Genomic DNA, 25,797 nt, shown 5'->3' with positions numbered 1-25,797 from the left:
GTTTTTTCAGGGGTCAATTTAGATTTGGCACGAGGGGGCAACGCTCACTGGATTTTCCAATAGGCTTTTAAAAAATTCCAGAAAAAATTTTCACAAAAATTTGAAAATCCATTTGGGAATGAAAAACAAAAAAGGTATATTTGTTAATATAATCAAAAAAACAGCATTATGAATAATCTGCCCTCAATGGAAACGTTGGATGGGGATTTGTATTGCTGTTTTTTTTATTTGTGTTAGGTATTGGTAATGATAAGAATAATGATTTAAAAGAAAATGTATGTAATGATATATAAGGGATTTATCCAAGAATGTAGACTGATTTAGAACGCACTTTGAGGCGTTTTGTCTATGGTAAATCATAATGCTTGCTTGTAGCACGTACACATACAAGCCGAAAAATAAGGTGGTTTATGCCACTATGGTAAATCGAATTACCAATGTGCGAAAATGATGAAGAAACAAAACTCACATATCAAGAATTACAAAAAATTGAGGGATATGAGAATATAACAGAAGAAGAAGCAACAGAAATTATAGACACAGTATTCATGTTGTCATCAATGGCATACAATGCCTATAAAAATAAAGAAGTAAGAAGTATTAATTATGAATAAAGAATTGTTTAAAAGTTTTGCGAAAGGAGATAGTGCAAGCACATCAGATATAACACCAGGAAATGCTGTTATTTATAATCGTGTATCAACGAAAGAACAAGAAGATAACCAAAGTCTTGGACATCAACTTGAATCCTGTAAAAGGTATGCAGAAAGATATAATCTAAATATTATAACGGAACCTTTTGGTGGTGTTTTTGAAAGTGCTAAAACAGATAAAGAAAGAAAAGAATTTAACAGAATGTTGACCTTTATAAAAAGAAACAAAAAGTTAAATATAAAATATGCCATTGTATGGTCTACTTCTCGATTTAGTCGCACAGGTAGTACTGTTGTTCTTGAAGACCTTGAAAACATGGGTGTAATTGTATTGTCGGCAACAAGTAACTACAATCCAAAGACACCATCAGGAAAGTTCAACCAACGTATTGAATTGGCGAATGCAGCTTTTGATAATGAAATGAAAAGCCAGCAAACAAAAGATTTAGGTAGAGCAAGACTTTTAGAAGGGCGTTGGATTGGTAAAGCTCCAAGAGGATATGACCAAAAAACGACAAAAAAGCAGCAGACAATTACGATTAATGAAGAAGGTAAATTCATAAAAAAAGCCTTTCATTGGAAAGCAGACGAAAAATTAACCAACCAAGAGATAATCCAACGTTTAGATAAACTGGGCTATCATATCACAAAGCAAAAGCTATCAGAAGTATTGAAAAATCCATTCTATTGTGGAAAGATGATACATAACTTCTTAAATGGTGAAGTGGTTGATGGTAATCATCCTCTTATCATATCAGAAGAAACGTTTTTAAAGGCGAATGAGATGCTTAATCTAAGGTATAAAGGTGGATATGAACAGAAGAAAGAAAAACAATGGGCAACACTCTTAGGTACTTTAAAATGTCCTTGCTGTGGTTTCAATGTTACTGCATCCATATCTACCAAAATGAAGAGAAAATATAATAGGGAAGTATATTATTATGTTTGTTCTCGGAAAGGATGTAAATTCAATAATCAAGTTATAAAAGTACACGAAGTATTCAACAGTTATTTATCTAATTTTTCAATTAATAATATATCAAAAGATGTATTTGAAAAACAGTTACATAAACTATTTAATAATTTGACAAAACAAGATAAATCAAGTGCTCAACAGATGAAAACACAAGTGTCCAAACTGAGAGCCCAATTAAAGACAATGGAAAATAATTGGGCACTTGAAATACATCCCAAAAAGAAAGATATTTTGTGGAACAATATAGAAGATACTGAAAAGAAAATAGTAGAGATTGAAAACGAAATTGACAAACATGAAAATTCCATATTGAACCTCAATACTTACTTAAAATATGCTATTAACATGATATATAACCCATTGAAAATGTGGGAAGAAATAGAATTAGGAGACAAACAACGATTACAAAATCTAATATTTCCTGAAGGAATTATATATAACAAAGAAAATAACCATATTGAACCTCTTTCAATCAACAACTTCTTTAATGTAAAACACAATAATACAGCGAATTACTTGGGAAAAGAAAAGGGACTTAACAGCGAAAAATCTGTTAAGTCCCCTTATGTACTCGGAGCGGGAGTAAAACAATACAATATTACCCTTTTTGCATTCCTATAACAATAGCCTTAAATAAACAATAAAACGATGAAAATAAACAAATTACATATAAAGAAATAGTTGCACAGAATTTCATTAATTTGCATTTAATTGAATTTATCTCGCCAAAAAGTCGCCAAAAATAAATAATCATTATATATTTGTATTGCATTTAAATAATAATCACTATGGCAACAATTTATCTTTCTCTTTCTACAAAAGCAGATTCAAACAAACAACAAGAAATTTTAATCCGGTTTTCACACGGGCGTATAAACCAACGAGGGAAAACAAATCTTTTTATCCCCGCCGAATATTGGGATGATAAAGCCCAACAAATCATCATTCCCAACTTCCGGTTAATGAATGAAGAAAATAAACAAATTAAAACCTACCTTACTTCTCATAGCGAGAAACTGAATACTCTTATATCTATTATACAAACAACCTTCAATAATGCAGATAAGAATAGCATTGAACCTGATTGGTTAAAGTTTATCATTGACAAGTTCAATTTCCCAGAAAAATATATTATTACAAACACAGAATTAAATACAAAGCTTTCGTTCTTTGATGCGTTTGATGAATTTCTTCAAAAACGAAAATTATCCGATGTCCGGGAAAAAAACTACATGGTATTGTGCCGGGCATTACAACGTTATGAAATGTTAGTCGGAATAAAAGAAAAACGAGCATATAAATTAGAACTCGATAACATTACTTCTGATACGATAGAAGATTTTGAAAGTTTCTTGCGAAATGAACATACTTTGTATGACAAATTTCAATCTCTGTATGATAAGTTTCCGGCTATTGTCGGAACAAACAGAAAAACCGTAAAACCTCAACCTCGTGGACAAAACACAATTAATGCTTTGTTTAATAAACTCCGGGCTTTTTTTAATTGGTGTTATGACAACAATAAAATGACGAATAAACCATTTAAAAACTATGAAAGTAAACCTGATGTATTCGGTACTCCTTATTACATTACCATTGACGAAAGAAATACAATCTATAATACGGATTTATCACATCAACCACAATTAGCTATACAACGGGATATTTTTGTTTTTCAATGTCTAATTGGTTGCCGGGTATCAGATTTGTACCGAATGAAAAACGAGCATATCATTCGTGGAGCTATTGAGTATGTTCCAAGAAAGACCAAGGACGAAAGACCTATACCCGTACGAGTTCCTCTAACAGAAACAGCTAAAGAGATACTAAACCGCTATAATGGCAATGATCCGGAAGGTAGAATACTACCATTTATCAGTGAACAAAAGTATAATAAGGCTATTAAAAAGATTTTTACTTTAGCGGATATCACAAGGATTGTGACTATTATTAATCCAACCACACGGGAAGAAGAAAAACGTCCTATTAATAAAGTAGCCTCATCACATCTTGCAAGACGTGCATTTGTCGGAAATCTTTACAAGCAAGTAAAAGACCCAAACTTAGTAGGAGCGTTATCCGGACATAAAGAGGGTAGTAAAGCTTTTGCCCGATATAGGGATATTGACGAAGAAATGAAAAACGAACTTGTAAAAATGTTGGAATGATTATGGAAAAGAATGATAATACAAACCAGAATAACCGTATTCCTTTGAAAGACTTACCCAAAGAGAAACTTGAAGAAATTTCTAACCGGATATTAAAAAACGTAAGTAACCCTGTTGATTGGATCAACTCTATCAATCCTCTTAACTCTCTTAATCTTGTCAAACCAATATATTGTTATAAAAACCTATTTTATAACTTCAACAAAGAAGAAGATGAAATTGAAGATGTCTTTCAATTGCGGGCGAATAATGATAGCCGGATGTATAAAACTCCAGATGATGTAAATGATACCTATACACCCGAACGTGTATGGGAAAATGGTAAAACAGGGTATTTTATACCTTTCGACTATGATTCATGGAGTGGTTGCTACATGAAGCTGATGAATCCGGACAGGGGAAAGGATGGGAAAGGATTGAGATTTGTACAAACGCCTGAAAGAAGTGATGGAATATATTACCATCCTCAAAATAACGAAATTATTGTATCCGGCTTTGGGGAATACGTTTTGGAAAATTGGGGAAAGGATTTATCTAAACTATATGAAGAATATACCGAAAATGAATACCGAAAACGTGTTGAACAATGGCGAAAGGACAATTATCCCTATAAAAATAAAATAGATAAACAAATAAAGTTGCAACTTTTAAACGAGTTTAAAATTGTAGAGCAAACCAAATGGGACAAAGCAACTATTTCCGAATTTTTCGATTTTAACGATAATAGGAAACTGAACCAATGTATGAATGAATATTTTAATTGGCTTGACAAGTGTATTCAAATAGAAAATGAAAAAGAAGAAAAGCAATTCATTGATTTTATTAAATCCGGTACGATTAGTAATAATTGGGTAAATGGTAAATCGGGACAGTTTCAGGATTTCGATAATACCTGTTTGTATAGATTTTGTGAAATGGACAAAGATTGCCATATTCATTTACTTAAAAAGGAAGAGGAAAAAAAATTGCCTGTCTTAGCCTGCGGTTTTGTCGCATGGCTGATAAAACATTGGGGAACCAATACGCAAGCAATCTATTCCAGCTACTTACAAGCCAGATTGAACAAATACAAAACCGAACATAAAAACGATGCCGATGTATTCAAGCGTGATTTGGAACGTGAATTCTATGACCAATACAAAACCAAAGAAGAACAGTGGGTAAAACAGTCGGAAGCCATATTTGAGTTTGTTTCGGATGTGGAAGTAAACCAGATAAAAGAATATGTGCGGAATTATTTTGAGTATGTAAATAGCCTTTCAAACCCACTTGCGATAGATGAATATACTAAAGAAAGCGAAATTATAAAAAATACCAGATTGAGAACTATTTATTTTGCAATCAGACATACGCCCAGAGATTATCCTCCAAACAAGAATATTTATAGTCAATATACACCTATACAGATTATAAATGATTTGCGGAGAATAGAACAACATCACGAAGAAAAGCCGGATGAATGTATAAGTTATTTTTTCGAAAAATACCATACAAAACGCCAAATATTAAAAACCCCGACTATATTTGTTGAATGTCTAAAATTATTTATCGACAACCATACTGTTTTTATGATAATGCTTTTGGATCGGTATATGTTCCCAAATACTGAAACTCAAAAGCAATTTGCATTAGAGTTAAATAAAGCTCAAAAACAGGTTGAACCAGATCAAAGAGATGAAGCACTGCAAACAAAGCCAGAACAAACTAAATACGATATTGGTAAGCCTCAACAAAATTTCGCTGATTATTTACATCATGAAAATAAAAATGCTTTAATGAAAAAGTTACATGAATTATTAGACGGTAAAACATGTAAAACTGTAGCAATTACGATAAAAGCCTTAACAGATTTATCATATCTTATCTATGGTAGTAAAAATAACCTTTACGACACAATGCGAAAGGAATTTAGTTTTTCCGGTACAGATTCAGGATTGAACAAATTTTTAAACTCAAATAATAATGGACTATCCGAAATAGACATAAAACCGACAAAAGATATACTGCAAGCTGTTAAATAACTATTTAATAGATAATTATAGAAAAAAAAGGTGCAATGTAAATCATTGCACCTTTTTTTGTATCTAGTTGTTTTTATTCCTCATTAGTTGTCAGAGAGTATAGAGGAGTGCAAAAGATTGCTTTGCTGTGTATTGTCTCCATAATTTTACATTGTCAAAAACGAAAGAAATGTACTTAACCTTTCGAGGTGGGCGGGATTAGTACCCCCAGAACGCTGACAAAATTGTAAATTTTAATTAAATGAATTTATATGATTTATTAAATGACAATACAAGCCTGAACATCACCATCAATGCCGGACAACTAATCGAAGCAATCGACTATTGCGTAAATAAAACCCGCAGGGAATTAGAGCAGCAAATCACCGATGCTAATACGGAAACTTATCCGAGCATTGAACAAGTAGCAAAAATCCTTAATGTGGATAAAAGCACACTGTGGCGTTGGCGTAAGCAGAGCTATCTTATACCTATAGAGATAGGAGGTAAACGCCGTTACCGAATGAGTGATGTAAAAAAAATTTTGGAAAGATAAGCTATGAAAACGAAGTCAACTCAATTAAAGCCAAAAAGCCCCGTTCCGACGGGGCAAAGGCTTTATTATCAAAACAAAGGTAATCGTATTTCCCCGGTTATCCGACAGGCTAGGCGATTACTTTTATCAGGCAAATACATCTCCATCCGGACAGACAGTCTTTGTCTTTCCGGTTATATAGATAAGGTTATTTTCATACTGAAGTGTCGGGATGCAGCTTATGGATACAGACTATACCTGTCAGCCATGAATGACGGATATATAAAGAAAGGAGGCACGGGATGACAGGTACAATAGACGGCCTGAGAGCCCATATCTCAAATCTGGTCTTGTCAGCAAACGAACAACGCAAAGTAACGAATAAAGGCAAGCCCTGTCAAAGCGTGCTGTCCGGTTTGCTGAACCAGATAAAACGGGTTGACTTCCGGGAAAAAGCCGGATTGGACACAGACGAGAAAATATCACGGAAACTATATGTTGTTATTGCTATAGACAATATACTGGATATAGCGGTAGCCAACAAGTGGGGGCTATGTACTAAGGACGGCTTTATCTATGTGTTTAACTCCAAATACTGGCAGGCAATAAGCGCAGATGATTTTAAGCCGTTCCTCGCGGAAGCTGCCATGAAAATGGGTGTGCCGGAACTGGAAGCTAAATACCATCTGTTTAGGGATGAACTATACAAACAATTCCTTTCGGTTTCCAATCTGCCTACACTCGAAATTAAGCGCACAGTATTGGTTAACCTGCTTAACGGCACGTTTGAAATAACCGACAAACGGCAGGTGTTGAGAGAACCGGACAGGAAAGACTTTTTGAAATACCAATTACCTTTTGAATATGACGCCAATGCGGAATGCCCTCTTTTTGATAAATACCTCAACCGTGTATTGAAAGACGAGGATTGCAGAAAGGTACTGGCTGAATATCTGGGATACATCTTTGTGAACAGCCTGAAACTGGAGAAGGCTTTAATCCTCTATGGCAGCGGGGCAAACGGAAAAAGCGTATTCTTCGAAATCGTTAACGCAATATTGGGAGACGAGAATATTTGTTCATATTCATTACAGAACCTGACGAAGTATGACAGTTACCAAAGAGCCGAGCTATCGAACAAGTTGCTTAATTATGCGAGTGAGATAAACGGAAAGCTCGAAGCGTCCATATTTAAACAATTAGTGTCCGGTGAACCTGTCGAGGCAAGACAGATATATGGAAAGCCTTTTATAATGCGGGAGTATGGGAAGCTGATGTTTAACTGCAACGAACTGCCTAAAGAAGTGGAACAAACGAACGCTTTTTTCAGGCGCTTCATTATTATCCCATTTTCGGAAACCATACCCGAACATGAACAAGACCCGGAACTGGCAAAAAAGATTATAGATACAGAGTTAAGCGGGGTTTTCAACTGGATACTGGACGGATTGGAGCGCATACTGCAACAGAAGAAATTTACGCAATCGGCATTGGTTAAAGACCAAATCGATACTTACCGTAAAGAATCGGATAACGTGGCTATGTTCATTGATGAAGAAAACTATACCCAGACCAATGGAAACCCGAATGTATTATTGAAAACGATATACGACGGCTATAAAATGTACGCCGTAGAGAATGGATATAAGGTCTGTAGTATAAGGAGTGTATCGGAAAGGATAAAGATGTTGGGTTTTACGACCGAAAAAACAAGAAACGGAATAATAGTTTATGCAAAAAAATAAAGTTTGTTTTCATCGTCACGAATGTCACGAACGTCACAGGATAAGCCTAATGTGTGATACATGTGACGCACGTGACGCAGGAAAAAGAAAATATTTTTTCATTCAAAAAACAGATAACGATGTATAAATTAGAGAAATATATAAATAAAAGTCAAAAACACGAATGCCCGGCATGCGGAAAGCGTTCGTTTGTCCACTATGTCGATGAGGCAAACAAACCCTTATATCAAACGGCAGGAAGGTGTGACCGTGAGGATAGCTGTGGGTATCATTACACGCCTAAAGAATACTTTGCTGATAATCCGGCGGACAGAGATTTGAACCCTCCGGCATGGAAAGGCAGGAAGCCCAAGCCTGTCAAAATGGTAACTCCTCAACCAATAGGGACTATCCCTATGAAGTACATTTTTGACGGTTGCAAGAACCGGAACAGCGACTTTGTAAACTTCTTATTCTGCCTGTTTGATTGGGAAACGATAAAGGATATTACCGACCCCTATTTTATAGGCTGCACGAAAAACAGGGCAGTCATATTCCCACAAATTGACGAACAAGGGAAATGCAGGACGGCAAAGATACAGAAATACAATCCCGAAACAGGAAACAGGATAAAGGACGAACCGGGGGCGGTTAACTGGATGCACAGCATACTAAAGAAGAAAGGCGAACTTCCCGGCGGTTACAATTTGCGGATGTGCCTGTTCGGGCTGCACCTCATCCGCTCGGAAAGGAACAAAGGTAAAGTTGTATGCATATGCGAGAGTGAAAAATCGGCGGTCATAGCATCCGGCGCAATGCCTGAATACTTATGGATGGCTGCCGGGGCACTCGGTTGGCTCAACATTGATAAATTAAAGCCTCTCCGGGACAGATGTATTATCCTGTTCCCCGATACATCAGCCACAGGAAAAGCCTTTGAGAAATGGACGCAGATAGCTGATGAGGCAAGGTCGCAGGGGTATGACATCCATGTATCCACCATGTTGGAGGATGAATGCTCCGGTGAGCAAAAAGAACGGGGGTACGATATAGGCGATTACCTCATTGACAACAGGCTAAGGACAGCAGCCAAAGAAAAACCGGAGAGACAGCTCTCTGAAGCCGGAATACGATTAGCCGGAATGCAGAAGTTAAACCCTGTATTGACACTATTAATTGATAAACTGGATTTGGAGGTGATCAATAATTAGGGTAAATATAATATTCATATCTAAAGTAGAATAAAATAGAAACGGTATATGAGGGCAAAAGGGACACAAAAGACAGGCGGGCGGGCAAAGGGAACGCCCAATAAAGTAACATCTGATTTAAGGACGTGGATAAATGAATTGTTGAATGATAACAGGAAACAATTTGCAAAGGACTTGCAGGCATTGGAGCCTCATCAACGGGTAATGATATTTGAGAAGCTGTTATCTTATGCAGTGCCCAAGATGCAGAGCGTTGAGGCTAAAATCGACCTCGACACCTTATCAGATGAACAATTAAATATAATTATTGCAGAACTTACAAAAAATATTGACGATGAAGAATAAAGATATAAACAAGCCTTTAGACAGGGAGGCAAAAATAATGTTGTTACAGATATTACAACGGGGCTTTTTTACGCAGGACGATATTAATTACCTGCATGCCAATCATTATGTTCCGGCATTGACGATTATAAAAACATACGAGGGTTGCCCTGACGATATGCAGGAAGAAGATGTATATTAAATTAATAATCAATGAGCAGATTAATGTAAAAGCAACTAAATAAAAAGGTGAACGTTCCTTTATTGAGTATTTTAAGTGCATTTATGTCTATTATTTAGCAAAAAATGTACATGGCAATTTTTTAATATTATATAGATAATAATTCCACTTATCATAGTTGCCATTATATCATAATAATCTGATATCTTGTGAAAGCAACCATCAACACAACATGGTACAATTTTGAGAAATGCCTGAATAATACCGAATACTACACTAAATAAACTGGAAATGAAAATTATATCCTGTGGGATAAAGAAAAAGGTTGGATTTTACTTGAATCCAACCTTCTATATACTTCCACTTTTGGGGTCAATTGCAGTGTATATTTTTGATATAATTAGCTAAGAAATTTTACGCCCAAATTTCGTTAGGTCTCGAATCCGCAGTCCAGCCTGTTACATCCCAACCCCATCCATTCATTAAATAATCTATAAACCAATGTCCTCCTTCTAACTCTCTCATTTCTTTTTGAGTTAATTCAGTCAGTTCTACTGCTGATTCATTTAATTTTTCAACTTTCATGGTGATAAAAATTACATTATTGTGTCTACTCTTTTAAGGATTTTCGACATCTTCCCTATTCTTAGCTACATTTTATCATAATTTTGTGATAAATTAAACAAAATGTAGATTATTTTTCAAAGTTAAAAATAAAAATATAAAATCCAACTGATAATAAACAAAAAAAGACAGAAGTTAAGATTTTGCTAAAAATAGAATAATTTTTGTATTTCTTAATAAAAATATAAATACCTAAAGGTGGAAATAGTACAAGCAATACAAATAAAAAAATATTGGGAAAATTATTAAAATTCATAATGTTAAGTATTAAGTAGTATGGTAATTATATTAAATTCACAATATCATTAATTATAGCAAACAGCATTAATCCTAAAATTAGAACCATTCCTATAGTAAGAATTACAGTTTGAACTTTTTCCGACAATTTTCTACGTGTGATAGTTTCAAATAAAATAATGAGTATATGTCCTCCATCTAATCCAGGTATTGGTAAAATATTCATAAAACCTATCACTAAAGACAGCATAGCGGTTATATTTATAAAACGTTCTATGCTAGTATCATCCCCGTATATCTTTGCTATACCGATTGGGCCGGATACACTTTTTGTACTAACTTCTCCTGTAAAGATCAATTTCAAACTAATAACATTAGTGTATAATAATTCAAATGAAGATTTACAACCACTAATAAGAGCAGAAAAAAACGAATACTTTTGATATTTTATAGGGACACTGAATATAATACCTAAATAAGCCTCATTTTGTAAAGAAACTTTTGCTTGTTTTACAATACTTCCACTTTCATATTCAATCAATATTGAATCGTTTCTATTAATATTTTGCAGCTTTTCTTGAAATTCAGCAATAGAAGTTATCTGGATTGTGTCCAGTTTAAGAATTAAATCTTTTTTTTGCATATTTATTCTTTCAGCTAAAGAACCAGATTGAACATTTTCAATTATTGGAAGAAAGTTCATCGGCGAGATAAATTTCTTTCTGACGGCATCCATAAAAGACACCTTACCAGTGAGGTCTATTTCAACTATTTGATTATTTCGTTCTACTAGAAAAGTGCCTTTATAAAAATCTAAAGGTGAAATAGATGAATAATTATCTATATTATGATTGTTTAATTTTAAGATTTTATCACCCGACTGAAAGCCTAGATTTTCGCCTGCTTGATAAGCATAAATACCATTCTTTAGTTCATCATTAGGTATAAATTCTTGATTTAAGGTTAGACCTGTAATTAACCCGATACCTAAAATAAAATTAAGAATAACACCAGCCGATAAAATGATTAACCTTTGCCAAGCAGGTTTATACCTAAACTCATGATCTTTATCTGTACTATTTGCTAATCCCTCTAAATCAAATGATTCATCAATCATTCCTGACATTTTTACATATCCCCCTAGAGGAAACCAGCCTATACCAAATTCTGTTCCATTCTTTTTAATGCTAAATAATTTTTTACCGCCAATATCAAAAAACAGATAAAATTTTTCAACCTTGACTTTAAATAATTTCGCAGCTAAAAAGTGACCTAATTCATGTATAAATACAATCACACTTAACCCTACTAGGAGTTTTATAATCATTAATATCATTTTGTACCAATTAAATTTTACTTTTATAAAAATAGGCAACAAATATAGTAAAATATGAGATAACTATTCGAATTCCAGTCAAACTAAATTAAACTAGGGATCTGTTTCTGCCACATATTATAATACACCGTACCCTCCTTGTAGAGTTGTATATGTGTTCCTTCTTCTATCAGTTTTCCTTTTTCCAGTATCACAATCTTATCCGCCGACATCACCGTACTTAACCGGTGGGCGATAATAATAACCGTTTTTCCTTGCCTGTTATAATCCAGTATCGCCTGCTGTACATAATGTTCCGAAACCGAATCAAGCGAAGAAGTCGCCTCATCCAGTACCAGTATTTCAGGATTGCGGTACAATGCCCGTGCAATGGCAAGCCTCTGCCGTTCCCCGCCTGACAAGCCGACACCATGCTCGCCGATACGGGTTGCAAAGCCTTTGGGGAGGTTTTCTATGAATTGTATAATACCCAGATTCTTGCAAATATCTATAATACGCTCCATATTGGGATTAAACTCTCCCAGAGCAATATTTTCTATTATCGTTCCTGAAAACAAGTCCAGTTGCTGGGGAACGGTAGCTACATGAGCACGCATACTTTCGGTACTGAAATAGTCTGTATTATGCTGTCCGATATATATCTTTCCGTTATTTAAGGGATATAGCTTTTGCAGTAGTACAGCAAGTGTTGTTTTTCCCGAGCCGCTTTCCCCGATGATAGCCGTTATCTTTCCTTTGGGTATCGTTAATGTAAAGTCTTTGAATACTTCGGTGCGTGTGCCGTAGCTGAATGAAATACTGTCAAAAATGATAGTATCGTTCAATTCCGGAGTAAACTCTATCTTTTCTTTTTCATTATCGCTTTCACTCTCCAAGTCCATTATCTCAAAAAGGCGGTCTGCCGCTATCAGTGCATTCTGTATTGTCTTGTTCACACCAATAAGTGATGCTACAGGAGACGTAAAATAACCTATTATTGCATAGAACGAAAACAGTGTTCCGGCTGTCAGTTCATTATCCAGCACCAGATAGGAACCGAACCACAACAATATCACAGTGAAAAGGAAATTGATAAAGCCGGAGCTTTCATTAGAAAATATAGAGTTAACTCCTGAACGGTAGATTGTATTGAGCAGCTTAATAAAGCGGGTTTCCGTTTTTATATTCGCAAACTCCTCTATACCGAATTGCTTAATAGTCTTTACCGAGTTCAGCGACTCAACTAACTGGCTCTCCAGTTCGGCTGCATCTTCCATTACTTTGCGCTCCTGCTTTTTGTTCAGTTTATTTATTGCAATATAGATAACAGCATACAGGGGTATTGTGATAAGCATGACCAAAGCCAGCTTCCAGCTATATATAAACATCAGTATAAAGGAGAACAGCACAATAAAAACATTAACGACTAAGGAGATAGCCACATCGTTAATGAACGTTCTGATTTTTACAGCATCATTGACACGGGATATAATCTCCCCGACACGCATCGTATCGAAAAAGCGTTGTGGAAGGTTCAATAAATGCTTATAATAGCCTAATATCAGGCGGGCGTCTATCTGCTGTCCCGTGTTCAGCATAAACAGGCTTTGGAATACAGCAAGCAACAATCTTAGTATCAGTATTACCAACATACCTACGCCCATCAGGTTTAATAGGTTGGTGTTTCCACCTACCAGCACATAATCTGTTATTTTACCGATATAAAAAGAAGTGGATAAGCCCAGTATGGTATAGAGTATAGCCCCTGTCAGACATTGTAGGAGTGTACCCTTATGTGGACGTAAAAGGAAGAAAAAGCGGGACAGGTTCGATATTTTCTCGTTTGACGGTTTAAAGTTTTCACTGGGGACAAGCAGGATAAGTACACCAGTCCATATCTTTGCAAAATCTTCAATACCTGTCCTGTGCATTTCACCGTCTGCCGGATCCATATATTCTATTTTATTTTTTGAGACAGAATAGATTACCACATAATGCTGATACATTTCTTTCATAATGACAAGTGCTATTGCCGGAAGCGAGATATTCGGTAACGCATTCACACTACCTTTCATACCTTTTGCCTCAAATCCTAGTTGTTTGGCTGCCTCAACCATACCCAATACGGTTGTACCACGTTGGTTTGTTCCTGCTATCTGGCGGATACGAGATAATGGCAATTTCAATTTGTAATGTTCTGAAACAGATGCCAAACATGCAGCCCCGCAATCCGTTATATCACGCTGTTTAATCTTTATTCCCATCGTTTTTTATTTTTGGATTCATCCAGTTATCTATTTCGTCAAATAACAATTGTGCCAAAGATCGCCTTGTCAGGTAAAACCTGCCTGTAACGTTCATGCCTTTTTTCATATAGCCTTTATAACCGTTGGGTAACTCCAGATAGTTCCGATTTATTGCACACCTGACACGAAAATAAGGTTGGTTATTCATTTCTACGATGTCGGGTAAGACTTCAGTGACTTCTCCCGATAGCAATCCCCATTGCTGGTAATTGTAGGCGTCGGCTTGTATCTGCACTTTTTGTCCTTTTGAAATATAACCGATATCTACAGGCGATATATAACATTCGGTCATCAGCGAATCGGCTGTCGTTATTTTTGCTATAACCTGTCCTGATGGCTGGAAATTGCCTGCCTGTATACCGTTGTACTGTACAACAGTACCGCTGACCGGAGCAGTTATGACATATTGCGTTTTCCGTTTTTGCAGTTGCAACAATTGGGAGTTCAGGTCTTTGTTCTCGTATTCGAGGCGTGTTTTTTCTGCCTGCCAACTGTTTATCTGTTGTTGCTTTACTAATGCCTTTTGAGATTCGGCTGTTTTGTAACGGCTTTCAGTTTGCTGGTAATCGTATTTTGCTTCTACTCCTTTTTCGTATAATTCTTTAGATATGACGTATTCGTTCTGTACCTGTGATAGCGCAATATCCTGTTCCGCTAACTTTGCTCTGTATTGGGCTACTTCTGTTTGGTATTTAGGTGTAACAGCAGAAAATGAACCATTAACCAACCTGTCAATGTCATGGATAAATAAACTGTTTTCTATTTGTTTTTCAAGCAATCTGTTAATTTGCTCGTCCAATTCATCAGTACGGAGCCATATCAGGGTATCGCCTTTGGCTACTTGTTTATTTTCATAGATAATTGTTTGGATAACCTCAGCATAAATAGCCGACTGGATGCTGTTGTTTTCCTCCGGGGTACGGATAATACCCCTGCTTTGTGTGGATACGTCCACATAGACAAAAGGCAGGCTAACTAATACAGCTATTAAGCTAACAATAATAATGAAATAAATAATTTTTGATTTTGAATGGCGTTTCGTCCAGTGTATTTGCACAGTGTTCTCCATAATCCCGACAGGGAATAATTGCTTCATACAGCAAAGTTTATTTTCCTCTGATTCCCTAAAAGAATATTATTACATAAAGAAAAGAAAGCGTGGAATCATTGCCATACTGTATCAACCATAAAATCTAGTGTGTTAAAACTAGATCTCGCAATGAATAACAATAAGCCAAACACTTTCTATGTTTGTTTTATATTAAAATGTCTGCCTGTTATAACTAACAGACACGGCAAATATAATCATTATTCTTAACACGTCTAGTGTTTTTGTTCCCAAAGTGGGCTGTTGCATGTTGCAAATGTAAAATTTTAATTTAAAAATCTGCTAAAATATAACCTGATATAAAAACTTCTTATTCGGTAATGCTCCATATACAATAAAGTCAGCCTGTCGAGCAACGTGTTACCAAACAGTTAATAGGAGAAGAAAATATGTTACCTTTAGAACCGAAAAAAACAAAGTAATGGACAAGAACAACAACCCGGAATACCTGAACGAGTTCCACAAAGAACAAACGGAACAAGGATTGAATCAGGTAGCGGCTTGGGCAGAGAATCCGATGACATTCGAACAGAAGTTAGAACAGCAGAAGATGTTGGACGAACAGCGAGCCAGGCGGGAAGCAAACGGGAACAGCTAACAGAACTTGAAAACCTGTCAAAAGAAAATGGCTTATGGATCGATGATATAAGCCAATTCGGTAGAGAACTGCCCAGGGGAGGTGAAAATGAAGTTTATTATAAAGGGGATGGTGTAGTACACAAGTTGAATAACTTCGAATACGCTGGAGATAATACAACTAATTTCTTTGACCGTATCGATATCCATTAAAACAACATTATAATAATTTCGTATTTAGATGTAAATATGCTCTCTGGGATAAAACAAGAGGATCGATATTCAATAGATTTGAACATGGTAGAAGTTTTGATAATTCACTATATTTACCACATATATTTTTAGTATGGCATATACAAAAACAGATAAAATAAAGGCTGTTACATGGTACAGGGATAACGGGAAAAACTGTATCAAAACCGCATCAAAATTTGGTGTAGGAACGGCTACGATAAACAGGTGGCTTAAATGTTACAAGGATATATTGGAAGCGGGAGAAAAATCCACGTATAGAACACGTATAGAACACATGCGGGCAAACAATATTATCCGTTTTGAGGAGAAGCAAACACATTTAGCAGAGCAAGCCTGTGAACTGGCTTATAACAAACTTATGGAATTAATCCCTGTCGAAAAAGACATCAATAAACTAGTCGCTATTATAGATAAGCTTAATCCCTTAAAGCTACAGGGACTTAACAGGGATAATAAGGTTAATTCACAAACGGAACTGGACGAGATACTTGAATCCTATAATAAGAAATGGCGCGAATCCTGTAAGATAATAGATGTAGAGGGGGAAGAATTAAGTTGATTCAGATTCAATTATTATATTCTATGTAGGTTAGGCTTTGTCAAGATTATTTCTTTTTCGATTGCTTCACATTTAAATTCGGACTTATATCTAATTTTTCGGACTTTTTCATACAAGTCCGAATTTATAAAACAATAATATACAATCTTTTAATTGGCATAATGCATATTTATGCATAAAATTCGGACTTAATTTTTTCGTACTAACTAGCGGGAAAAAGGGAGTCGGGGAACCTCCGATATAAATTGCGGGGAAGAACCTAGGATATATTTATAGACCGTTTATTTATATTTAAACATTACTCTTTCGGCTTAATATATCCCACAGGTTTCCGGGGTTTGGGTTCATCCTGTTTATTCTGCCTTGCTGCCAATTCCGACAATGCAACATATATTTCATCAAAAGATTTTTGATTATCTTCATTTATATCGTTATAATCTGCAAATACTTCTTCAATATACGCTTTAAGTCCTTTTACTTCATCTTGTAATCGTTTCACTTCATTGATAGGTGAAAATGCCAGAAGTTGTCTAACAGCTACAAAAGCTCGCATAATTCCTATATTTATTTGTATCGCTGTTTTGGAATTAAGGACACTACTCAACATTGCTACACCAAGTTCAGAGAAAGCGTATGGTTTACGCCTTACTCCCATATTGACAGAATTGGACATCACAATTTGTGATTTCCAATAGTTCATTTCTTCATCCGTTAGTTGAAACATAAAACGTCAGGGAACCGTTCTATATTACGTTTTACAGCTTGATTTAATACTCTGGTTTCCACTTGGTACATCTCTGCTAAATCTCGATCCAACATCACTTTTACTCCCCTTATCTCGTATATCTTACTTTGTATAACCGATAGTTCCATATCCTGATTTCCTTCGTTTATCTCTAAATCGTAATCGTAAAGATAAATAAATTAACACTACAATATCATAAGCGGATTATTTTTGTTACCCACTATATTTTTAAAGGTAGTTTTGTATATCCATTATCTGTAATATAATTGGGCAGTCTAATTTTGGATAGCCTCTCAACACTTGTTCTGATTCAGTACAGTAACCTGTCATTAAGCCGTCTGTATCCCGGATAATTCAAAACATCTATTCGTTAGATAATTTTCTGATACTGAACACCTACCCAATTTTGGGGAGTCATAAATATTCGTCATTCTTGTTCGATATACCACACGCTGTACATTTTCACTATCTTAACGGATATAGGGTTTCTTTTCCGCCAGATGCTATACAGCTTGTATCAACAGCAATAGATAATACAGACAAATTTTAGGCTGTTACAGCTGATAGGGAATAAGGCATAAGGTACTTTATCTCTATGTTTCATATAAAGAGGATTATTCAATTTACCAAGTCTCATAAATAAACTCAGAGTATTTACAACACATAGCATTAACAGCAGAACCGGTTAAAATAACAGGAGACGAAATAAATAGATATTAATTTGATATACAAATATTTAGGCTCAACTTGTTTTTGTTATTTCTGTATTTAACAAAAATAGAGCCTGTGTGGACGGATGATAAGCTACCACTATCGGCTTCCGGCATATGTACCGTTGGTTGCAAATTGCTTTATTATTCTTGTGGATATCTTTGTTTTCACACCCTTATTGCTTACATGTTGCCTGTTATTACAGGGTAATTGCTTACAGACTGTCAATTTCTTGTAATAATAACCATGTTAGAGTCTGTAAGTTGTAAATATCGGGATATCCGGTATTCTTTCCACTTCTCTTTCAATAACTTAATATCTTTTTGATATTAATTCTAACTTCCGAAAAACTTTTCATTGCGTATGCTGTTTAAAAGATGTAGTTTTGTAAAATTTGTGAAGGTTGGGAAGTTAACGAAGTGATTTTGTGGACTTCCTTTTTTGTTTATTTGGGGTTTAGGATTGTTTAAATTTTATTTGTTCCGGTTTTCAAGACATAAAGAGACTGCAACTTATAGAGTTGATGTAAAGTTGTTGCTGTTGTTGCTGTCAGTTTTGCACCTATTACAACTCGTTTACTAATAGATAGCTACTACCTATAAACTATATAATATAGCAGGATGGTTGCTTACAGATTAATAAGAATATTATTACTTTTGGTTGCATAAATCTTTTATCTGTTCCTTTGTTCTTATTATATACAGGCAGCAGAACCGGAAATAAATAATACAATAGGGCTACTTTCGCTGATTTCTGAATTTGTCCGCCATATATGTGAATATAAACATTTATAGGTAGATTTACAGATAATTAAAATAAAACTGTTCTATAAATTCCTGTATTTATCAAGTCGTAAAGAATAGGATTACATAACTATCAGGTCACCTTTGCCATCCCGCCGCTTGTCTGCTGTTCTTGTTATTGCTATCTTCACAGGCAACTGACACGAGCTAAAAGCAACTCCGGACAGCGACTACAATCGTAAAAATAACAAAGAACGGGTATAAATGGCATAAACGCATATTTATTTAATATACAGTATATTATATGCAGTCCATTTTTATTATTTCTGTATTTTACAAAAATAAAAATTTGATTTTACTGTGTACAATTTATAACACAGACAATATGTAAACTGAAGAAGAATAAATATCAAATAAAGTTATATAAACATTGCAAAAATAGAACAAGTACAATAACACAACACCCTCCTTTCACAGCATCACAGAAATAAAGTTGTAAAAGGTTAACATAAACTGCTTACAAACTATTATTGGTTGGAGAAAACTTCTTCTTACTTTATTCGTTCTTTCATCTGTTTAGGGTCTTTCCGGCAGTCAAAAATATCAACAATATAAACTGTATCACCTTCGACCCGATAAATAATCTTGTAGTTATTACGTCCTCTTATTAAATATCGGTATTCGCCTATAACCTTTACCAAATTGCTCTCGATAGCTCCCGATTGTGGGAACTGTTCCAGTTGAGATACATCAAGAATATCCTGGATTAGGTTCAACGCAATGGATACACTTGTATTATCCAACAAATATTGATAAATGAGTGCCAACTCATTTCTTGCTGAAGTAGTCCAGACAACCTTTGTTTTCACAGACCTAAATGTTTTCTTACTTCATCGGTAGTATGAACTCGTCCCGACATAATATCTTTTTCTGATTTTTGTATACGGGCTTCCAGCTCCTCAACGGTAAAGCGTTTTACTTTTGGCGAGAAACTTTTTAAAACTTTTTCTATTTTTTCTATAACAGATGCATCATCCACCATTGATATTTCTTCTGCAATAAGCCGTTTTCTTGCTTCTAAACTAATTATATTCATAATCATTCAAATTATTCATTACAAATATATGATAAACTAGCACACTATGTATATTAATTAACTAAAAAATATGCCTGATTTATAGAGAAAATACACTCAATTCTAATAGATTATATAGATAAATGCTTTAAAGAATATTGAAATAAGCTTTTCTATAATATTACTGCAATATAATAGAATCTATCTCTGAATCTATTGCTTGTTTTGTGTACAAATAATACATCCTTTAAAATATTTATCGAAAATAAATTATATATTTGTTCCGAGATAAATGCCAAATGGTATTATTTTAAATGCAAGAAAGCACCTCGAATGATAATAATTTTGGGGTGCTTTTCCATTGCATTGAAATATTTCGCCAAAAAGTCGCCAAAAACACAAAAGAAAAAACGCTAATCAATTGATAAATCAATGATTAGCGTTTGATATTGTACTCGGAGCGGGACTTGAACCCGCACAACCTAATGGTCACAAGATTTTAAGTCTTGCGTGTCTACCATTCCACCATCCGAGCAGCCTAAGAGCGAAATATGGGACTTGAACCCATATTTGCTATATAAGTAAAAATTATTATTCTCTGAAATTGACTTAAAGACTCGGCACCGATTTAGTACCTTTATTCTGTCTCATATTGTCGCGCAAGCGTCCTCTGGCAACCTGCTTTCTTTTCGGGTTCAAAAGTAGGTTCTTTTTTTTAATTACACAAATTTCAAAGTCAAATTTATATGTTTTATAAAGTAAATAATACAATGCATACTACAAAAAGTTCGAGCTTTATAAGTCAAAGGTTTAAAATATAAGATTCAATACTTACTAGTATTTTTAGAAATTTAGTGGTAAGTTTAAATGAACAGACTTTTAATTTGAAAACAGGTTTGTCGTGGGACAGCCTTTCCCGTCTTTTTACTTATCTTTTCAGATGTATTTCTTATCCATTTCGAATTTTTTACTCGTTCTATGAAATGTGTCCTCGTAAATGCTTATTTCCGACCTGATCCGAAGAGCAGTTATTTACAATAAGCACCTACAGTCAGGGCAGAAGAGTTTTTATTCGTCCCTCTCCATACTTCTTCTTCATAAATTATCCTATACAATTATAATAATCAGAATGAATAAAATTTAAATGGGCCCTGAGATTCAAGGTAACGGCAGCAGCCCTTCCCATCTTACATCCCAATTTCCATCTTTGGGAAATCCCGGGTTAGGAATATCATTACCATCCCATCCCGCACACATTAGGGCAATGGTTGTAAGCAATCCTCCATTACCCGGTAAATATACACGTAAATCTTTATTCTGAAAATTATGACCATTATTTAAATATGTGTTAGTTTGCTTATCCATCAACAATATATCGATGGCCTTTTGAGCCTCCCCTAACCGCACAGCAGTCATAGCAGTCATTGGATAATCCCATCCCCAGGTTTGATCCCAATTCCAATTCTTTAAGACCCAATCCAAAGTATTACTCATGATCTTTCTATCTACCAGATGGCATTGAGGAATTATACCTAAAGATCCTAATACACTCATATGGTCTGTGGTATAACGTTCATTGGCATAGTCTTTACCCACCGATTCGGCCGCAGGATAAATACCGTCTTCTGAATAAAGAGGAGATAACTTTTTAATCAGATCGTCCCATTCCATACAACGGTCGAGCCCTGAGCGTTCACGCCATTTCTGGGCTATTTCCAATCCTACGGCCCAATAACACATTTCAAACGGGGAGTTCACTGTGTTCCGTGGGTCAAATCTCTCCTGAGCAGGTATATAACCTTTCAATATGTAACAATCATTCTCTATATCATAGCTGGCAAACGAATATATAAATTCTGCTGTTTGCTGGATCATATCTTTGTATTTATCAACTATTTTTTGTGAAGGCTCAGCTCTGTATAATAACTCTGATAAATAGATAGGGTGAGGTTGCTGCCATATTAAAAAAGGACCAATATACGATGGCGTATCCATACCTGAAGGGTCGGTCATTTTCATCCATCTTACTCCGCCGAAGCCTTGTCGAACCGCAATTTCCCGGGCTATAGGTAATACATTTATATACCAGTTCAGCGTGTTGCTCAACCATTCAGGATGTTGCCAAAGGGCAAAATGCGATTGATGCCACCACACCATCTCTAAATGAAATTTACCATACCAGGAATTATAAGTCAAACCTGTTTCCTGCGGAGGGCTTCCGCCTGCACATTGGGTAGCGAGCAGATACTGGGATAGTACCACCCGGCGTTCCAATTCTTTAGCCCAGGGATCTTTGCATAACGAAAAATCTACAACGGCCGATTTATTCCAGAAGGAGTTCCAGTATCGAGCCGATAATTGCAGTATATCGTCAGATGAAAGCGAATCACCGGCATCTCTTTTTTGTGAAAATGTACAGACCAGATGGAGATCATTGCTTTTAGACGATAATGTAAAATAATTCTTCTCCTTTTCGGAAAAGTCTGCTTCATAGTCCCATTTTATTGTCACATAATAGATAGTTTCGTCAATCTGACGTTTCAAAATAACCTGATGTTTATCCGAATGAATAATAGAAGTCTGGTGCAAATCGTTCTTATCCCATTCGCAACCATCGGATATATTCTTATCTGAAGGATAAGCAAAGCAGAATTTCACAGATGGCTTGGCGTTTGAATGGATAGACACCCCTATTGCATCTTTCTGTGGATGACAAACTGTTCTGACATCAAACTGCTGGTCTCTGATCGTAAAGCTACTTTTTATTATTCCATCCCACATGTCTAATTGTTGCGAAATATTCTTCAATTCAGAAGCTTTTACACCCTCATCCAACGCTAGTCCTATATTCCCCAAGTGTATACGGTGGGGATTTGCCCTGAACCAGTTTGCTGCTACTTTCGAATCTGCTGACTCATCTTTCTGTATAGCATAATATTCTACTTTGCCGCGTCCAAAGTCAAACGGTTTTAATATATCCTGAAAGGTGAATTCTTTAAGATTAGGCTTACTATGCCACCCCCAATCAGACTGTGTTCCCAATGGAATACCATTTTTGTACAAATCAGGAAATGTTTGCAATCCGGTAGCATCTACAGTAAAGGCAAAGCCTCCGTTCCCAATAGTAAAGGAAGATAGTGTATCGACATTTACCACTGAAGGGTTGTTTCTGTTAACCAGGGATTTCCTGTCGATTTTAGACTCATTATCCTTGTATCCGAAAAGGGATATTAATAATATAATATAAGGAAAGATATTGATAGACATCGATTTATCATTTTACATTATTAGGATTCATTTGATATCCATTGTTATTTCATGAGTACCGGAGGTTATCTTACCCACATACAGGAATGGTTCTCCCTTTACTTTCGTTGCCTTTACAAATGTTCCGTTATTACGGATTTCGTACTTTCCGGAAGGTAGCGGCAGATAAACTTCAGCCTCCATATTGGCAGGGAGCACTACTTTCATGGAAAACTTTTCCGGCTTGTTTTCTATTGCAAGCTGTATCTTTCCTTTTATCGTAGGGATGGTTGACTTAGCCCATTTCAAAGACCCTATCTGGGGTTTTACGCGTGCCAGTCCATAACCGGGAATCAACGGCTCTACTCCGATTACTTTTCGGGGAATGATATTAGCGGGAGCTGCCCCCCAGGCATGATTCCAGTCCTGATTCGGTTTATATTTATTATCCCATGCTTCCAATGAAATAGTAGAGCCGGCGCGTATCATATTATACCATCCCCTGTCGTCTGTTTTTGTCAACATATGCAGTCCATAATCTGCATTACCGGACTCATATATTGCATCCATCAAAAACTGGGAACCATACACGCTACAGGCCATACCGCGAGTCTGTATAAAATCCATTACCTTATTCATTTTGCCTGACGGAACCATCCCAAATGCAACGGGAAACATATTTGCATGCAAAGACGCATGACTTGTAGTATCACCATCTACATAATACCCTAATTTTGGACTAAAGAACATCTTATTAAACTTTATAAGGAACATCTTTGCCTCTTCACCGAATAAAGAAGCATCCGACTTTAGATCCAGTACTTTGGCAATCTCACCCATAAATTTTAACACTTCGTAGTGATAAGCATTTGTTACGGTGTTATAGTCCGTGAAAACAAACCCGTCTGCTTCTCCTCCCTCATGTTTATTCAGGCCGAGAATTCCTGTATGAGGCCAGTCTACTATGTCTTTTATTTTCTCATTTGGGCGGTTAATAGAGGATAGAAATTCAGAGGTTTGCAGGTCTGTAGTAGTACTTATCATTCCATTCTTTTCCCGTAGTTGCATTAATGTACGTGCTTTAAGTATGTTGTAATTAGCTTCGAGTGAACGACTGTCTCCTGTATACATATAGTCATTCCACGCGATCAGAACAGCTTGTAATATCCATTCTGTAGGCCAGGTCGGATATTGAAGTAAGTATTCGTGTGTACGGCGTGCCATCGAATATTCCCTTTCTACACTATAATGGCAGAGTTGGTTGATTAAAGCGTCCGCTTCATAGGGAATACGTTCCCTGTCACCATCTACATACATGCCGGTAAAGGTGGTAGCCTGAATCGAATACTTGCACATATTCCAGATCTGATTCAATGTATCATTGCTGCATTGGAAGGAAGACGCAGTTGTATCAAACGGATAATGAACATGTTCCCGGGATATCATACCCGGAAGTAATGGAGGTGCATAACCTTCGATTTCGCAATACCTGAAAGGGAGCACCTCACCCACATATTCAGGCATCAATATTGCGGCGCTCCTCGTATTTAGTTTATCTTTTGCTATCTTGATCCGGTATGTATATGTTCCCTTTAGCAGAGCCAAAGGATAAGAGTGGTAGCGGATTGATCCTCCGGGATTGCGGTCCACGCGATTTCCCGACATACATTCTCCCAAATGTACAAGTACCGTATCTGTATCAGATAGAGAGGTTAGTGTCAATAACAATTGAGAAAAAGCGTCCTTCCCAAAATCCGCAACATGGGTGTCTGTTGTAACTGTAGTCACAGATACCGGATATTCCATGGATTTGACCTGAGGATAAGATGTAGCCGCATACTCTGACAGAGCGGATGCTGTACGAAAAGCTTTAACATCAGACCATTCACTCTCTCCTCCGGTATTTGTTACGCACTTTACCCGCCAGAAGTAGCACTTATTTTTCTTCAGCTCTGTTCCCCGATAAAGTACAGCGGTTGACTGATCGCTGCCGGTAAGCCCGCTATCCCATACAGTCCCCTTTCCGGCTACAGCATCGGAGTGCGTATCTGCGAATATAATATGGTAGGCTGTCTGCCTGGTGCCCTCGGCCTCTCCTGGTACAATCCAGCTAAGAGAAGGATGGGTAGAGCGTATTTGTGCATATTGAAAGGGTTCTATTGCGCCATCTGTCTGCCAGACAAATATATTACTGGCGTATCCGTTTTGCCATATCCGGTCGGTATGTTCTATCAGATCGGTCATCAATCCGGAAGGCTTATTTTTTGCAGCCTGTAGCAAAATGGTAAAAAAAACAAAAGAACATATCAGAATAATCCGGGTTATTGTCTTCTTTGTTTTATACATGAAATTATTTTTTTATAATATTATGTAAATGGTATGAATAACTTATACAAAGGAATTTATCAATTAAAGACTATAAATACAAACCATATATTGACAGACCAACCGAGCCGGAAGATGCAAAAGAACACTTTTGCAAATCTTCTCCCATTTGTTTGAACAGGTTCTAACTTTCAGGCAGA

Annotated in this window: 21 protein-coding genes, 1 tRNA gene and 1 pseudogene; 13 read left to right on the top strand and 10 right to left on the bottom strand. The window is 36.0% G+C overall.

Going from position 1 to position 25,797, the window contains the following annotated elements; all coding sequences use genetic code 11:
• Window positions 1-437 precede the first annotated feature (437 nt).
• The 10 genes from ACFO6W_RS21685 to ACFO6W_RS21640 all read left to right on the top strand — a co-directional run bounded on the left by ACFO6W_RS21685 (window position 438) and on the right by ACFO6W_RS21640 (window position 9,793).
• Complete coding sequence (locus ACFO6W_RS21685; protein WP_380000393.1) at window positions 438-614, top strand: hypothetical protein; 177 nt, start codon at window positions 438-440, stop codon at window positions 612-614.
• A complete protein-coding gene (locus ACFO6W_RS21680; RefSeq protein ID WP_380000391.1) occupies window positions 607-2,250 on the top strand; it encodes a recombinase family protein in 1,644 nt (547 codons plus the stop codon). The genes ACFO6W_RS21685 and ACFO6W_RS21680 overlap by 8 nt, the downstream gene beginning before the upstream one ends.
• Window positions 2,251-2,417: 167 nt before the next feature.
• Complete coding sequence (locus tag ACFO6W_RS21675; RefSeq protein ID WP_380000389.1) at window positions 2,418-3,797, top strand: site-specific integrase; 1,380 nt, start codon at window positions 2,418-2,420, stop codon at window positions 3,795-3,797.
• Between the two features lie 2 nt (window positions 3,798-3,799).
• Complete coding sequence (locus ACFO6W_RS21670; RefSeq protein WP_380000386.1) at window positions 3,800-5,818, top strand: hypothetical protein; 2,019 nt, start codon at window positions 3,800-3,802, stop codon at window positions 5,816-5,818.
• 241 nt (window positions 5,819-6,059) lie between these two features.
• On the top strand, window positions 6,060-6,353 hold the full coding sequence (locus ACFO6W_RS21665) for a helix-turn-helix domain-containing protein (RefSeq protein ID WP_380000383.1): 294 nt from the start codon (window positions 6,060-6,062) through the stop codon (window positions 6,351-6,353).
• A 3-nt stretch (window positions 6,354-6,356) separates the two neighbouring features.
• Window positions 6,357-6,638, top strand: a complete 282-nt coding sequence (locus tag ACFO6W_RS21660) for a hypothetical protein (protein ID WP_380000381.1) — start codon at window positions 6,357-6,359, stop codon at window positions 6,636-6,638.
• On the top strand, window positions 6,635-8,077 hold the full coding sequence (locus tag ACFO6W_RS21655) for a DNA primase family protein (RefSeq protein WP_380000379.1): 1,443 nt from the start codon (window positions 6,635-6,637) through the stop codon (window positions 8,075-8,077). Before ACFO6W_RS21660 ends, ACFO6W_RS21655 begins: the two co-directional genes overlap by 4 nt.
• Before the next feature lie 119 nt (window positions 8,078-8,196).
• Window positions 8,197-9,267, top strand: a complete 1,071-nt coding sequence (locus ACFO6W_RS21650) for a DUF6371 domain-containing protein (RefSeq protein WP_380000376.1) — start codon at window positions 8,197-8,199, stop codon at window positions 9,265-9,267.
• 48 nt (window positions 9,268-9,315) lie between these two features.
• Window positions 9,316-9,612 carry a hypothetical protein gene (locus tag ACFO6W_RS21645; protein WP_380000374.1) on the top strand — a complete coding sequence of 99 codons (297 nt, stop codon included), beginning with the start codon at window positions 9,316-9,318 and terminating at the stop codon, window positions 9,610-9,612.
• On the top strand, window positions 9,602-9,793 hold the full coding sequence (locus ACFO6W_RS21640; RefSeq protein WP_380000371.1) for a hypothetical protein: 192 nt from the start codon (window positions 9,602-9,604) through the stop codon (window positions 9,791-9,793). Before ACFO6W_RS21645 ends, ACFO6W_RS21640 begins: the two co-directional genes overlap by 11 nt.
• Window positions 9,794-10,186: 393 nt before the next feature.
• Here ACFO6W_RS21640 and ACFO6W_RS21635 read toward each other — a convergent pair whose 3' ends face one another.
• The 4 genes from ACFO6W_RS21635 to ACFO6W_RS21620 form a co-directional block, all read right to left on the bottom strand.
• Entirely contained in the window at window positions 10,187-10,357 is a 171-nt protein-coding gene (locus tag ACFO6W_RS21635) for a hypothetical protein (RefSeq protein WP_380000369.1), read from the bottom strand.
• A gap of 322 nt (window positions 10,358-10,679) precedes the next feature.
• Entirely contained in the window at window positions 10,680-11,960 is a 1,281-nt protein-coding gene (gene rseP, locus ACFO6W_RS21630; RefSeq protein WP_380000367.1) for an RIP metalloprotease RseP, read from the bottom strand.
• A 92-nt stretch (window positions 11,961-12,052) separates the two neighbouring features.
• Complete coding sequence (locus ACFO6W_RS21625) at window positions 12,053-14,212, bottom strand: peptidase domain-containing ABC transporter (protein WP_380000365.1); 2,160 nt, start codon at window positions 14,210-14,212, stop codon at window positions 12,053-12,055.
• On the bottom strand, window positions 14,196-15,350 hold the full coding sequence (locus ACFO6W_RS21620) for an HlyD family secretion protein (RefSeq protein WP_380000363.1): 1,155 nt from the start codon (window positions 15,348-15,350) through the stop codon (window positions 14,196-14,198). The genes ACFO6W_RS21625 and ACFO6W_RS21620 overlap by 17 nt, the downstream gene beginning before the upstream one ends.
• A gap of 433 nt (window positions 15,351-15,783) precedes the next feature.
• Here ACFO6W_RS21620 and ACFO6W_RS21615 point away from each other — a divergent pair, with 433 nt between their 5' ends.
• The 3 genes from ACFO6W_RS21615 to ACFO6W_RS21605 all read left to right on the top strand — a co-directional run bounded on the left by ACFO6W_RS21615 (window position 15,784) and on the right by ACFO6W_RS21605 (window position 16,752).
• Complete coding sequence (locus tag ACFO6W_RS21615; RefSeq protein ID WP_380000361.1) at window positions 15,784-15,960, top strand: hypothetical protein; 177 nt, start codon at window positions 15,784-15,786, stop codon at window positions 15,958-15,960.
• The gene (locus tag ACFO6W_RS21610) at window positions 15,885-16,151 is read left to right on the top strand and encodes a putative polyvalent protein kinase domain-containing protein (protein ID WP_380000397.1); all 267 of its coding nucleotides are present in this window, start codon (window positions 15,885-15,887) and stop codon (window positions 16,149-16,151) included. The genes ACFO6W_RS21615 and ACFO6W_RS21610 overlap by 76 nt, the downstream gene beginning before the upstream one ends.
• A gap of 133 nt (window positions 16,152-16,284) precedes the next feature.
• Entirely contained in the window at window positions 16,285-16,752 is a 468-nt protein-coding gene (locus tag ACFO6W_RS21605) for a hypothetical protein (RefSeq protein ID WP_380000359.1), read from the top strand.
• Window positions 16,753-17,050: 298 nt separating this feature from the next.
• On the opposite strand, the pseudogene ACFO6W_RS21600 reads toward ACFO6W_RS21605, so the two are convergent.
• The 6 genes and pseudogenes from ACFO6W_RS21600 to ACFO6W_RS21575 form a co-directional block, all read right to left on the bottom strand.
• A pseudogene (locus ACFO6W_RS21600) lies at window positions 17,051-17,625 on the bottom strand (ORF6N domain-containing protein).
• Window positions 17,626-19,502: 1,877 nt separating this feature from the next.
• A complete protein-coding gene (locus ACFO6W_RS21595; protein WP_380000357.1) occupies window positions 19,503-19,820 on the bottom strand; it encodes a type II toxin-antitoxin system RelE/ParE family toxin in 318 nt (105 codons plus the stop codon).
• A complete protein-coding gene (locus tag ACFO6W_RS21590; protein WP_380000355.1) occupies window positions 19,817-20,047 on the bottom strand; it encodes a hypothetical protein in 231 nt (76 codons plus the stop codon). Before ACFO6W_RS21590 ends, ACFO6W_RS21595 begins: the two co-directional genes overlap by 4 nt.
• A gap of 431 nt (window positions 20,048-20,478) precedes the next feature.
• Window positions 20,479-20,561: transfer RNA gene (locus ACFO6W_RS21585), tRNA-Leu, on the bottom strand.
• 623 nt (window positions 20,562-21,184) lie between these two features.
• Entirely contained in the window at window positions 21,185-23,293 is a 2,109-nt protein-coding gene (locus ACFO6W_RS21580) for a hypothetical protein (protein ID WP_380000353.1), read from the bottom strand.
• A gap of 27 nt (window positions 23,294-23,320) precedes the next feature.
• On the bottom strand, window positions 23,321-25,618 hold the full coding sequence (locus ACFO6W_RS21575) for an alpha-L-rhamnosidase-related protein (RefSeq protein ID WP_380000351.1): 2,298 nt from the start codon (window positions 25,616-25,618) through the stop codon (window positions 23,321-23,323).
• Window positions 25,619-25,797 lie beyond the last annotated feature (179 nt).

The organism is Dysgonomonas termitidis (assembly GCF_042654545.1).
In the GTDB taxonomy this organism is placed as follows: domain Bacteria; phylum Bacteroidota; class Bacteroidia; order Bacteroidales; family Dysgonomonadaceae; genus Dysgonomonas; species Dysgonomonas termitidis.
Note: the sequence above shows the minus strand (reverse complement) of the source record. Positions and strands in the feature narration are given on the sequence as shown.

Excerpts from the sequence above, each read along its gene's own strand:
- ACFO6W_RS21580 (WP_380000353.1), bottom strand. The coding sequence starts at position 23,293 with ATGTCTATCAATATCTTTCCTTATATTATATTATTAATATCCCTTTTC.
- ACFO6W_RS21645 (WP_380000374.1), top strand. The coding sequence starts at position 9,316 with ATGAGGGCAAAAGGGACACAAAAGACAGGCGGGCGGGCAAAGGGAACG.
- rseP (WP_380000367.1), bottom strand. The coding sequence starts at position 11,960 with ATGATTATAAAACTCCTAGTAGGGTTAAGTGTGATTGTATTTATACAT.
- ACFO6W_RS21625 (WP_380000365.1), bottom strand. The coding sequence starts at position 14,212 with ATGGGAATAAAGATTAAACAGCGTGATATAACGGATTGCGGGGCTGCA.
- ACFO6W_RS21665 (WP_380000383.1), top strand. The coding sequence starts at position 6,060 with ATGAATTTATATGATTTATTAAATGACAATACAAGCCTGAACATCACC.
- ACFO6W_RS21670 (WP_380000386.1), top strand. The coding sequence starts at position 3,800 with ATGGAAAAGAATGATAATACAAACCAGAATAACCGTATTCCTTTGAAA.
- ACFO6W_RS21655 (WP_380000379.1), top strand. The coding sequence starts at position 6,635 with ATGACAGGTACAATAGACGGCCTGAGAGCCCATATCTCAAATCTGGTC.
- ACFO6W_RS21620 (WP_380000363.1), bottom strand. The coding sequence starts at position 15,350 with ATGAAGCAATTATTCCCTGTCGGGATTATGGAGAACACTGTGCAAATA.
- ACFO6W_RS21685 (WP_380000393.1), top strand. The coding sequence starts at position 438 with ATGTGCGAAAATGATGAAGAAACAAAACTCACATATCAAGAATTACAA.
- ACFO6W_RS21680 (WP_380000391.1), top strand. The coding sequence starts at position 607 with ATGAATAAAGAATTGTTTAAAAGTTTTGCGAAAGGAGATAGTGCAAGC.
- ACFO6W_RS21660 (WP_380000381.1), top strand. The coding sequence starts at position 6,357 with ATGAAAACGAAGTCAACTCAATTAAAGCCAAAAAGCCCCGTTCCGACG.
- ACFO6W_RS21675 (WP_380000389.1), top strand. The coding sequence starts at position 2,418 with ATGGCAACAATTTATCTTTCTCTTTCTACAAAAGCAGATTCAAACAAA.
- ACFO6W_RS21615 (WP_380000361.1), top strand. The coding sequence starts at position 15,784 with ATGGACAAGAACAACAACCCGGAATACCTGAACGAGTTCCACAAAGAA.
- ACFO6W_RS21605 (WP_380000359.1), top strand. The coding sequence starts at position 16,285 with ATGGCATATACAAAAACAGATAAAATAAAGGCTGTTACATGGTACAGG.
- ACFO6W_RS21640 (WP_380000371.1), top strand. The coding sequence starts at position 9,602 with ATGAAGAATAAAGATATAAACAAGCCTTTAGACAGGGAGGCAAAAATA.
- ACFO6W_RS21650 (WP_380000376.1), top strand. The coding sequence starts at position 8,197 with ATGTATAAATTAGAGAAATATATAAATAAAAGTCAAAAACACGAATGC.
- ACFO6W_RS21575 (WP_380000351.1), bottom strand. The coding sequence starts at position 25,618 with ATGTATAAAACAAAGAAGACAATAACCCGGATTATTCTGATATGTTCT.
- ACFO6W_RS21635 (WP_380000369.1), bottom strand. The coding sequence starts at position 10,357 with ATGAAAGTTGAAAAATTAAATGAATCAGCAGTAGAACTGACTGAATTA.
- ACFO6W_RS21590 (WP_380000355.1), bottom strand. The coding sequence starts at position 20,047 with ATGAATATAATTAGTTTAGAAGCAAGAAAACGGCTTATTGCAGAAGAA.